We start from the raw sequence: 11,417 nt of genomic DNA, 5'->3' as shown, positions 1-11,417 counted from the left end.
GTGAGCCAGAAGGCTATCCACCTGGCGTAAACCACCAAAACTGGCGCTGCCCAGGCCAGTGCCCCCGTGCAAGGGCCGCCCCGCCGCACTGGGGGCGTCCCCCTGGGGGCTGAGTGCCGCGGCTCCAAGCCTGCCTGCGCAGGCTTGGACGGCAACGAAGAGCGTCCGCCTCTGGCGGGCGCACTGAGGCGCGAGGCGACTCAGGGGGTATCAAAACCTCGAGTCGCGCGGCTTCTCGGCCATCTGCATGCCGCCATCGTCGATGGCCAGTGAATTGCCCGATGCCAGGCGCAGGCGCAGGGTGACGTCGGTGCGGTTGTCGGCATTGGCCACGGCCTCGGCCGGGGTGATGGAGCCGGCCTCCACCAGGGCCAGCAGCGACTGGTCGAAGCTGCCCATGCCCTGCTCGGTGCCGCGGATGATGGCAGTCTTGAGCTCGTCAACCTGGCCCTTCTGGATCAGGTCGGCCACATAGGGCGTGAGCAGCATGACCTCGGTGGCAGGCACCAGGGTGCCCTTGACGCTCTTGATCAGGCGCTGCGCGACGACGGCCTTCAGGCTCAGCGACAGGTCCATCAGCAGTTGCTGGTGGGCGGTCTCGGGGAAGAAGTTCAAGATGCGCTGCACCGACTGGCTGGCGTTGTGCGCATGCAGGGTGGACACGCACAGGTGGCCCGACTGGGCGTAATGCAGCGCATGCTGCATGGTGGCGCGGTCGCGGATCTCGCCGATCAGGATCACGCTGGGTGCCTCGCGCATGGCGCGGCGCAGGGCCTCGTCGTACGACAGCGTATCGAGCCCCACTTCGCGCTGGGTGACCAGGGACTTCTTGTGGTTGTGCAGGTACTCGATGGGGTCCTCGATGGTGAGGATGTGCCCGTTGGCGTGCTCGTTGCGGTGGTCCAGCATGGCCGCCAGCGTGGTGGTCTTGCCCGAACCGGCGGCCCCCACGGTCAGGATCAGCCCGCCGTTCAGGAACGCCAGCTGCTTGAGCACGGGTGGCAGGCCCAGTTGGTCAAGCTGCGGAATGTTCGACACCACATGCCGCACCACGATGCCGACCTGGCCGCGCTGCATGTGGATGTTGAAGCGAAAGCGCTCGCCGTCCGGCGTGGTGTACGAGAGGTCGCACTCCATGGTGGCTTCGAACTCCTCGCGCTGCGCCTTGCGCATCACCGAGTAGGCCATCATGCGGATATCGTCGGCGCCCAGCACCTGGCGCGAGATGGGCACGTAAAGCCCCTGGCGCTTGACCGTGGGCGAGGCGCCCGCGAGCAGAAACAGGTCGGACGCGCCTTCGCGCGCCACCAGGCCCAGGCAGGCCAGCAGCCGGCTGTCGCCGGCAGGTGAAGTCGACTCCATCGGTACCTCTGATCAGGCTGACAGACACAAAAAAGCCGCAGGTCCCCACAAACACCAACGCCTGCACCGGTGAGGGATGCAGGCGTCGGGTGGTTTGTCAGGCCTCTGCGGCAGCGGCGATGCGGGCGTAGTGCTGAATCAGGCTGAGCAGCTCTTCGTCCGAGTAAGGTTTGCCCAGGTAGTGGTTCACCCCGAGTTCCATCGCGTGCTCGCGGTGCTTCTCGGCAATCCGCGAGGTGATCATGATGATGGGCAGGTCACGCAGTGCACCGTCGGCGCGGATGTTGCGCGCCAGATCGAAACCGTCCATGCGGGGCATTTCGATGTCCGACAGCACCACCGTGGGGCGCTCGTCCTGCAGGCGTTCCAGCGCTTGCAGGCCGTCTGCGGCCAGGGCCACGCGGTAGCCTTCGCGCTGCAGCAGGCGCTGCGTGACGCGGCGCACGGTGATGGAATCGTCTACCACCAGGATCAGCGGCACCTGGCTGATGCCCGATGGCAGCGGCGCAACGGTAGCACCCTTGGCGTCCACCCGGTCGGTGACCATCGGCAGGTCGGCGCTGGCAGCACGCACCTGGTCGCCGTACACGGTGGACAGCGCCACCGGGTTGTAGATCAGCACCACGGCACCCGAAGCCAGCACGGACATGCCGGCCAGGCCAGGCAGGCGCGACAGCTGCGGCCCGAGGTTCTTCACCACCACTTCCTGGTTGCCCAGCACTTCGTCCACGTGCATGGCGATGCGCTGCGAGGCGCTTCGGAAGACCACCACGGGGCGGGTCTTGCCGACCGATTCATGGCTGCGGGCCGAGGCCTGCAGCAGCGCACCGGCCCAGAAGAAGGGCAGTTGCTCCGTGCCGTCATTGAAGTGGCTGGACTTGTAGGCTTCCTGCAGGTCGGCCACCGAGGTACGGCGCACGATTTCCACCAGGTTGGCAGGCACCCCGATGGACAGATCGCCGGCACGCAGCATCACCACCTGCGTGACCGCCGTGGTCAGGGGCAGGATCATGCGAAAGGCAGCGCCCTTGCCGGTTTCGGTCGTAGTCTCGATGCGGCCGCCCAGGGCGTTGATCTCGGAGCGGACCACGTCCATGCCGATGCCCCGTCCGGCCAGGCCCGTGACTTCGCTCGCGGTACTGAAACCGGGCGTGAAGATCAGGTTGGCGGCGTCGGCATCGCTCAGGTCCAGGCCCGGCTCGATGAGCCCCTGGGAGATGGCCTTTTCGCGGATGCGCGGCAGGTTCAGGCCGGCGCCGTCGTCGCGGAACTCCACCGACACGTCGTTGCCTTCGTGGTGCAGGTCCACCGTTATGGTGCCCGATGCCGGCTTGCCGGCGGCCACGCGGGCTTCGGGGTTCTCGATGCCGTGGGCCACGCAGTTGCGCAGCAAGTGCTCGAAGGCGGGGGTCATGCGGTCCAGCACGCCGCGGTCCATTTCGATGGAGCCGCCGGTGATGTCGAGCTTGATCTGCTTGCCGGTTTCCTTGGACGCCTGGCGCACCACGGCGTACAGGCGCTCGGCAATGCCTTCGAACTCCACCATGCGGGTGCGCAGCAGATCGCGCTGCAGCTCACGCGCCTGGCGGCCCTGGGCGATCAGGTCGTCTTCGGCACCTTCCATGGTGCGCTGCAGGTTGCGCTGCACGGTGGCCACGTCGTTGACGGACTCGGCCATCATGCGGGTCAGCTCCTGCACGCGGGTGAAGCGGTCGAACTCCAGCGGGTCGAAGCCAGCAGCCGAGTCCTTGGACAGCGCCAGGCGCGACTGCATCTGCGATTCGGCCTGCACTTCGATGTCGCGCAGTTGCAGGCGCAGGCGGTCCAGGTTGCCCGACAGGTCGGTCAGTGAGGAACGGAACTGCGACAGGCGCACGTCCAGCCGCGAGCGGCTGATCATCACCTCGCCCGCCTGGTTGACCAGGCGGTCCAGCAGCTGGGCACGCACCCGCACCGACTGGTTCGCAGCGACACGCAGCGGTGCCAGTTGCGACGGACCTGCCAGGCGAGCGGCCGGCGCCACGGTGGCAGCGGCAGGCCGTTGTTCCGGGGTACCGGTTGCAGTTCCCGCAGCGGCGGCGGCGGGCTCTGCAGCCTTGGCAACTGGCGCCTGCGCAGCCACCGGCAGGGTGACGACAGCATCGGCCGGGCCCTGGCTGCCAATGGCGCTCAGGGCGGCGAAGTTGGCCTGCAGGCCGTCGAAGCTGGCTTGCAGCGGCTCGATCTCGGCGCTGGTGACGGTGTCCACATCGAGCTGCTCGATGGCGGACTCCAGGCGGTGGGCCATTTCGCCCAGGCGCATGGCACCGGCCAGGCGCGAGCTGCCCTTGAGCGTGTGCAGGGCGCGCAGCACTTCGCTGCGGGCACCCAGGTTGTCGGGGCGCGAGGCCCATTGGCGCAGGGCGCCACCCAACTGGGGCAGCAGCTCCTGGGCTTCTTCCTCGAAAATCGGGAAGAGGTCGGGGTCGATCACGTCGATGACGTCGATGTCATCGTCAAGGTCGGACGACAGCGCCACCGCACGCGCGATGGCGTCGTCCACCTCCTGGTCGTGGTCGCTGTCGTGCACCACTGGCGACAGCGCGGGTGCCACATGCCCGGTAGGGACGACAGAAAGGGCGGGCGCCACCTCAGCCGCTGCCAGTGCTGCCGCAGCGGAATCCTCAGCCTCGGCCTCGGCATCCCGGACTGGCTCATCGTCGATCTCATCCTCGATCGGGGTCAGGGTGTTGTCGACCTCGGTCTGCAGGATCTGGCGCAGCGCTTCCAGCACTTCCTGGCTGGGCTCCTTGAGGAAGCCGGCGGCGAACTGGTGCAGCAGGCGGCGGATGTCTTCCGCCGCATCCATGAAGACTCGGGCCTGCTCTTCGGAGCCGCGCGTCTGCAGTTGTACGTGCTGCAGCGCATGCTCGAGCACACGTGCCATTTCGGACAGCGCATTGAAGCCCACCGTGGCGGAGCTGCCCGCCAGCGAATGCGCGAGGGCCACGGCCGTGTCCGGCAGGGGTTCGTGCAGCTCCAGCGACCATTCCTGCAGGCAGGTAACCAGGCGGCGCGACCATTCGTCGGCTTCGTTCAAGTAGACGTTGTACAGCGGGATGCCGATGCGCAGCGTCTCGATGACCTTGACGGCCTCGTCGAAGGAAGCCTCTTCGGCCACGGGCGCAGCGACCGGTGCCACGGGGGCAGCGGCGGTTTCTGGCAGCACATCGAGGACGGGCTCCAGCACCGCTTCAACAGGTTCGGCCACCACGGCCGGGGCCTGCAGTTCAGGCTCGGGGACAAACTCCAGAACGGCTTCGGGCTCCGGCACGGCCTCGGGCTGTGCGGGGGCGCCGGCTTCCAGCAACTGGTCGTCGAGCGCGAATTCGAACGGAGTGTCGAACACGGCCTGCACCACCGGCTCGGGCACGGGTGCAGGAGCGGGCTCAGCGGCCACCTCGAAGGCATCGAGCAGCGGTAGATCGAAGTCCACCACGGTGGCGGCGACTGGCTCGACCACAACGGGGGGCTCGATGGCGGCCGGTGCGTCGATGCTGTCGGGCACCTGCGCGACGGCTTCGGCGAACACCGCGAAGTCGATCTCTTCGGTGACCGTGGAGCTGGTGTCGGGCACTTCCTTGGGCGCCTCGAGCGCGATGATCTCGGGCTCGACGGCGTCTTCAGGGACTTCGGTGGAGACGAAGTCGGCGTGGACGATTTCTTCGTCTTCGTGCGGCAAGGCTTCGGGCGCTGGCTCCAGGGCGACGGGGGCAGCGACCAGTTCCGGCACGGGCGCGAAGTCTTCCACCGGATGGGGCACGGTTTCAGGCAGCTCGGCGGGTACTTCGGCCACGGTGTTGTCGGCAGGCACCTCGATCAGGGAGGCGACCTCGGCAGGGCCGCCCGTCAATGGCAGCAAGGTGCCATCGTTGCGCATGGCTTCTGCGGCCTTGCGGAAGGCCTCGGGTTGCCAATGGGTCGGGTTGCCCGAGGCCAGGCTGTCGGCCCAGTCGCCAAAGGCGTGCAGCGTATCGGTGGACAGCTGCAGCAAGGGCGCGTGCATGGGCTTTTGTTCAGCCAGCCAGGCGTTGAGCACCTGCTCCATCGACCAGGCGGCTTCGCCGAAGTCGTTGAGGCCCACCATGCGCGAGCTGCCCTTCAAGGTATGGAAGGCACGGCGCAGCGTGGTCTGCTCGCTCAGTTCACCCGGCTCATTGCGCAGGGTGGCGATGGCTGCCAGGCCTGTGGTGACGACTTCGCGCGCTTCCTCCAGGAAGATTTCGAGCAGTTCGTCTTCGACATCCACCGGGGGGCGCACCACGGGGGCCGGCAAGGCGGCGGCTGGCGCAGGGGCTGGCACGGGCGCTACAGGCGATGCAGGCGCAACACCCAGGTGGCCGAAGCCGATGTCGGGAGCCAGTTGCTCGACCGGCGCCGGGGCGGGCGCGGGCTCGGCAAATTCGCCGGGCAGGGGCGAGAAGTCGGTGGGGGCACTTTCGGGCTCCTCGACCGGGAAGCGCGGCACCACATCGGGCAGCGGAATGGCGGCGCGCTCTTCGAGCTTGGCGGGCGTGACTTCCTGGGTGTCGCTGACGCGGGCGCGCGTGCGGCCCGTGAGGATGCGCAACTCGCCCAGTTCCTCGTCATAGACGAAGAGCTTGCGCGCCATGGCGCGCTGGTAGCTGAGCATGTCGATCAGGAAGCCCAGGGCCCCCATGCTGCTGCCCAGCTTCTCGAAGACGGGCTGGCGCTCTTCCTCGGGAATGTCGTTGATCAGCAGGCGGTCCACGGTGTCGCGCATGCGCACCACGGCCAGCGAGGCCTGGTCCAGGCCAAGCACGGACAGCACGCCGCGCATCTGCGCCATGTGCCCGGGCACCGGGGCCAGCACCGTGGGGTCCTTGGGGTCGCGGAAGAACAGGTCCAGCGATTTTTCCGCCTCGGCCAGGGTGGCGCGCAGTTCGTCCACCACGCTGCCCATGGTCTGGTTGTCGCTGACACGGCGGTACAGCTCTTCCATCCAGCCTTCCAGGGGCTCGGGTTCGGCACCGGCGCCCACGGCTTCGAGCCGCTCGGACAGGCGCGCGGCGCGCACGGCCATCTGGTCTTCGGCCGCATCGAGCTCTTCGAACGCAGCCTGCAGGTACAGCACCGAGGTGGCCACTTCCATGGCCAGCGCAGCCGATGGCGGCTCGCCGGACTTGGTGGTGGCATCCATCACGTGCGTGAGCGCCGTGGCCAGCTTCTCGCTGCCAGGGCTGAGCTTGCGCAGCGAATCGCAGACCAGGCTGAACTGGTCTGCAGCGGGCTTGATCTTGTTGCGGTCACCGCCGGCCAGGGCCGACCAGGTTTCGGTGGCGGCGGCAATGCGCTTTCGGGCCTGGGCCAGCACGGCAGGGTCGAAACGGCCAAAGCGCGCGGTGTCGTAGTCCACCGGCTTGAAGCGGTCCAGGCTGAAGGCATGGCGCACGGTCATCAGCGCTGGGAACCTGGCCTCCGCGCCCGCAGGCACCGTGGTCTGCGAGCAGAAGAACAGCAGGTCCTGCACCAGACGGTCGGCAATGGTGTTGTCGCCCTTGGCCAGGGTGGCGTACTGCATGAGCACGCGGGAAGCCACGCGCTTCACATACACGTCCGCCGGCAGCAGGCCGCCGGCAAAGGCTTCGAAGAAGGCGGCGCAGATCTTCCAGAACGCGCGCGACTGGCGGTCCGACTGGGCCGCAACCAGGCCCAGGCAGGTTTCGTACATGCTGCGGGCGGCCTTGAGGTCGCCCGTCTTGACGATGCGCAGCACCGCCGCGTCCAGGTGTGCCCGCGCCTGCGGGCCATAAGGCAGGGGTTCCGCAGGAATGGTGACTTCCGGCTCGCGGAAACGCCGCTCCACAGGCCACAGGTCTGCGGGGTGCACGCGCTCGGCTCCGGCCAGGGCCTGGGCTTCACGGTACTGGGGGAACAGGGCAACCGGCGAGACGGACTTGCCGGACAGCACGCTTTCCAGGTATTCGATCAGGCCGAAGCTGGCTTTTTCGATGGTGCTGGTGGCCTCATCGGTGCACAGCTCAGGGCGTTGCACGAAGCGCTGGACTGCGGACTCCATGGCCCGCAGCACGAGCGCCGGAGGCCCCATGCCAACCATTTCCAGCGCGCCGCTGGCCTGGTGCAGTTGCTGCCTTGCAATGCGCAAGGCGCCGGCGTCGAGCGCCGCGAGGTCCGACTCGGTCGCTGTTTCCACATCGCGCACAAAGCGGCGCATCGATTTGACCGCGCCCCCCAGGGATTTGCGCAGTTCGTCGAGCACCCAAGCCAAAGGACCCAGGTCCTGCTCTCCCTGGGTCCAGTCTGCGGCCGGTGCATTTTTGACATCAATAGATGGCATGGGTTCGTCCCCGGCTGCAATGAGCCAGCTGGTTGATGACTACGGATCGCCTTAAGCGATCTTGAAACGGGCGACAGACTGGCGCAATTCTTCAGCCATGTGCGAGAGTTCGCGCACCTGCTGGGCCGTCGTGCGGGTACCTTCACCGGTCTGTTCCGTCACGGCAAAAATGTGCTGGATGTTGTCGGCCACTTCGTTGGCCAGAACGGCTTCACGGGAGGTCGAGGACGAGATCTGTTCAATCAGGTCGGCCAAGCGGCGCGACACGCGGTCAATTTCCGTCAGTGCGGTACCGGCGCTGTCGGACAGTCGGGCCCCTTCCACCACACCCTGCGTGGAGCGCTCCATAGCGGCCACGGCATCCTGGGTGTCGGTCTGAATGGCCTTCACCAGGGCCGAAATCTGGCGCGTGGCGTCGGCGGAGCGTTCAGCCAGTCGCTGCACTTCTTCGGCCACCACCGAGAAGCCTCGGCCGGCTTCACCGGCGGATGCGGCCTGGATGGCGGCGTTCAGTGCCAGCACGTTCGTCTGCTCGGTAATGTCGGAAATCAGCTCGGTGATTTCACCGATCTCCTGCGACGATTCGCCCAGGCGCTTGATGCGCTTGGAGGTGTCCTGGATCTGGTCGCGGATGGAGTTCATACCGCCGATGGCGTTCTGCACGGCCTGCAGACCGGAGTCGGCGGCTTGCAGCGATTGGCGGGCCACCGTGGCGGACTCTTGCGCCTGTGTGGACACTTCGTTGATTCGGGTCGCCATGTCCAGAACGGAGCGGCCGGTTTCGCGAATTTCGCGCAGCTGCTCGGTCGAGGCGGCGAGCAGTTCGGTCGAGGTGCTGTCCACCTGGGCCGTCGTCTGTGCCACGCGGGTCGCCGTGTTCTGCACGCTGCCCACCAGCTGGCGCAGTTCTTCCACCGTGTAGTTCACCGAGTCGGCGATGGCGCCCGTGATGTCTTCGGTCACGGTGGCTTCCTGGGTCAGATCGCCTTCAGCGACCGACTGCAGTTCGTTCATCAAACGCAAAATGGCGGCCTGGTTGGCGTCGTTGACGCGCTTGGCTTCCTGCTCCTGGCGCTTGGCGTCCTTTTGCTGCGATTCGGCAGCCGTCTGGCGGCCCCGGCTGTCCAGCAGTTGAACGCGCGAGATGCCGATACCGCACAGCAACACGAACAGGCCGGCAAGGGCCAGGGCACCGATCTGCCCGGCGCCAAGGCCGGTCTGTGCGGACAGCTTGCCCTGCAGGTTTTCCAGTTGGCGGCGCAGCGGTTCGCTGTCGGCAATGATGGCGGACTGTGCTTCACGGGCGGACACCAGGCCCTGCAGGTTGCCCAGAATGGCACTGGCCTGCGTGCGGGTCTGCTCGTACAGCTTCACCAGGCCGTCGAGTTGCTCGCGCGTCTGGCCGTCCTTGGTGGCGGACAGGCGCAGCTCGGGGCTGCCGTCCAGCAGGCCCTGTGCGATTTCCTTGAAGGAGTTCAAGTCCTTGCCCAGCAGGAACACGGCCTCTGGGCTCACGCCTTCCATGGTCTGGAATTCGTTGGCGGACTTGCCGATGCGCTGGGTCAACATCACCAGTTGGCCGGCGGCCGAGATTTCGGCGGCGGGGGCGTTCTGCTGCAGCTTGAGCGAAGACACCGTTTCGGCGATTTCGAGCAGGTCGGACGACTGGCGGTTGATGGTGCGCAGAGCGTCACCCACCTGGGTCAGGATCTTTTGCTGGCCCATCACCACGCCGGCGTTGCGCTCGGCGCGCTCCATCAGGGGCGTCACGGCGTCCAGATCGGGCTTGTAGGGCTCGCCCAGCGATTGCACGCCGAGTTCGTTGTCGCCAGCGGTCAGGGCGCGCACGTTGCGCGCCAGCACGCCCGAGCTTTCCACCACGTCGGGGAAGGCCTGGGGGCTACCAACCAGCGCCTGCGACACCGACTTGGCCAGGCGCTGCGACTGCATCAGGGACTGGCCGGTAGCGGCGAGCTGCTGTGCGGAGCGGTCTGCCTGCTGCAGCACCCAGAAAGCGATCGCACCCAGCACCACCACGCCAACGGCCAGCAAGGCCAGCAGGCGGCGCTGGTGGCCGGCCGCCGTGGAGGTGCCCAGCACCGGCAGGGAGATCAGATCTTCATCACTGTCGGGTTCGGTGAGCTCGGGTGCATAGCCGCCCGGGTCGCCCTGCACGCTGTTCATGGCATCGCTCTGGTACTCGCGCAGCGCCGCTGCTTCGAGCGAACCGGTCCCCAGCACGTCCTGACCGTCATCGGCCGCAGCATGGCCTGCTGCGGCGTCCGGCGCTCCGGGTTTCCGGTTGAACAGTTTTCCAAATTGATTGACGACGGACATGGTGCAGCCTTACAGAAAAACTCAAGCACTGATGCTCAGAAAAGCGGGATGTTGGGACAGGATCTGCAGATTGAGCTCCTGCCAGCGCGCGCCACCTGCATCGATGTAGGTGGTGCCGAAAAATGCGGGAGATTCGGGTGCAGGCGGCTCGGAGGACACAAAGGACTCCGTACCCCGCAGGCCGGCCAGCCGGTCCACCAGCAAGGCGGCATTCACTTCAAGCACGGCATTGAAGGCCAGCAGGCTGGACTCGGACAGCGCCTGCTCGGTGCGCGTGACCGTGGTGCCCAGCATGCCGGCGAGGTCGGCCACACCGACCAGCCCGCCGCGCAGGTTGGCGACACCGAGGAACCAGCTTTGCGTGTACGGCACGGGCTGGACGGTGACCCAAGGAAAAATCTCGCCCGACTGGGCGAGAGGTAGAAGGTAGTACTGCCCTGCTGTCTCGACAGCCAGCCAGGACGATACGGACAAGCCTTCCGTCCTGGCGGCCTGAAGACGGCTGGCCAGTCGGACTTGTAGCTCGCGGAGGGCTTCGCGGTTGGCCATGAACGCGCCGCTGCCTCAGTTCAGCGCGTCAATCTTGGCCTGCAGCTCGGCGGGATCCACCGGCTTGGTGATATAGCCGCGCGCGCCCTGGCGCATACCCCAGACCCGGTCGGTCTCCTGGTTCTTGCTGGTGCACATGATGATGGGCACATCGGCGTACAGCGGATCACGGGTGATCGCACGCGTGAGCTGAAAGCCGTTCTGGCCTGGCATCACCACGTCCATGAGGATCAGGTCGGGCTTGTCTTCGGCCAGGCGACGGAAGGCTTCTTCGGCGTTCTCGGCCGTGCGCACCTGCATGCCTTTTTTCTGCAGCAGGTCGGTCAGAAACATCAACTCGGTCTTCGAATCGTCGACGACCAGAACTTTCTGGATGGGCATTACATCGCTCCTTGTTGGGAATTGCCGAATTGCTGCACGGCCTGCAGCAACTGGTCTTTGGTAAACGGTTTGGTGAGATATTCCTGGCAGCCGACCATGCGCCCGCGCGCCTTGTCGAATACGCCGTCCTTGGAGGACAGCATCACCACCGGGGTATCTGCGAAACGGGCGTTGCGCTTGATGATCGCGCAGGTCTGGTACCCGTCGAGCTTGGGCATGAGAATGTCACAGAAAATCAGCTGAGGCTGGTAATCGTTCACTTTCGCCAAAGCATCAAAGCCGTCGTCAGCCAACAAGACTTCGTGCCCCCCCTGCTTGAGAAAAATCTCGGCGCTTCGGCGGATGGTATTGCTGTCATCCACCACGAGCACTTTGAAAGATGCGCCTGTTGTAGTCAATTGCTAATGCTCCCGATGGAAAAACAAACAGC

General features: G+C 66.3%; 6 protein-coding genes. All 6 read right to left on the bottom strand.

The window, feature by feature from the left end; genetic code table 11:
* Positions 1–210: 210 nt before the first annotated feature.
* Entirely contained in the window at positions 211–1,362 is a 1,152-nt protein-coding gene (locus tag ACSQ9E_RS01035; RefSeq protein WP_057201749.1) for a PilT/PilU family type 4a pilus ATPase, read from the bottom strand.
* A gap of 97 nt (positions 1,363–1,459) precedes the next feature.
* Positions 1,460–7,720 (bottom strand): Hpt domain-containing protein, encoded by a 6,261-nt coding sequence (locus tag ACSQ9E_RS01030; protein ID WP_436216616.1) that lies wholly within the window; start codon positions 7,718–7,720, stop codon positions 1,460–1,462.
* 51 nt (positions 7,721–7,771) lie between these two features.
* Complete coding sequence (locus tag ACSQ9E_RS01025; protein ID WP_057201747.1) at positions 7,772–10,057, bottom strand: methyl-accepting chemotaxis protein; 2,286 nt, start codon at positions 10,055–10,057, stop codon at positions 7,772–7,774.
* Positions 10,058–10,078: 21 nt separating this feature from the next.
* A complete protein-coding gene (locus ACSQ9E_RS01020; RefSeq protein ID WP_057201746.1) occupies positions 10,079–10,606 on the bottom strand; it encodes a chemotaxis protein CheW in 528 nt (175 codons plus the stop codon).
* Positions 10,607–10,621: 15 nt separating this feature from the next.
* Positions 10,622–10,987 carry a response regulator gene (locus ACSQ9E_RS01015; protein WP_007853160.1) on the bottom strand — a complete coding sequence of 122 codons (366 nt, stop codon included), beginning with the start codon at positions 10,985–10,987 and terminating at the stop codon, positions 10,622–10,624.
* Positions 10,987–11,385 (bottom strand): response regulator, encoded by a 399-nt coding sequence (locus ACSQ9E_RS01010; protein ID WP_005796099.1) that lies wholly within the window; start codon positions 11,383–11,385, stop codon positions 10,987–10,989. Before ACSQ9E_RS01010 ends, ACSQ9E_RS01015 begins: the two co-directional genes overlap by 1 nt.
* Positions 11,386–11,417 lie beyond the last annotated feature (32 nt).

Source organism: Acidovorax sp. LjRoot118 (assembly GCF_964253575.1).
Classification (GTDB): Bacteria; Pseudomonadota; Gammaproteobacteria; order Burkholderiales; family Burkholderiaceae_C; genus Acidovorax.
This window is presented reverse-complemented; position numbering and strand designations above follow the sequence as displayed.

Excerpts from the sequence above, each read along its gene's own strand:
- ACSQ9E_RS01035 (WP_057201749.1), bottom strand. The coding sequence starts at position 1,362 with ATGGAGTCGACTTCACCTGCCGGCGACAGCCGGCTGCTGGCCTGCCTG.
- ACSQ9E_RS01030 (WP_436216616.1), bottom strand. The coding sequence starts at position 7,720 with ATGCCATCTATTGATGTCAAAAATGCACCGGCCGCAGACTGGACCCAG.
- ACSQ9E_RS01025 (WP_057201747.1), bottom strand. The coding sequence starts at position 10,057 with ATGTCCGTCGTCAATCAATTTGGAAAACTGTTCAACCGGAAACCCGGA.
- ACSQ9E_RS01020 (WP_057201746.1), bottom strand. The coding sequence starts at position 10,606 with ATGGCCAACCGCGAAGCCCTCCGCGAGCTACAAGTCCGACTGGCCAGC.
- ACSQ9E_RS01015 (WP_007853160.1), bottom strand. The coding sequence starts at position 10,987 with ATGCCCATCCAGAAAGTTCTGGTCGTCGACGATTCGAAGACCGAGTTG.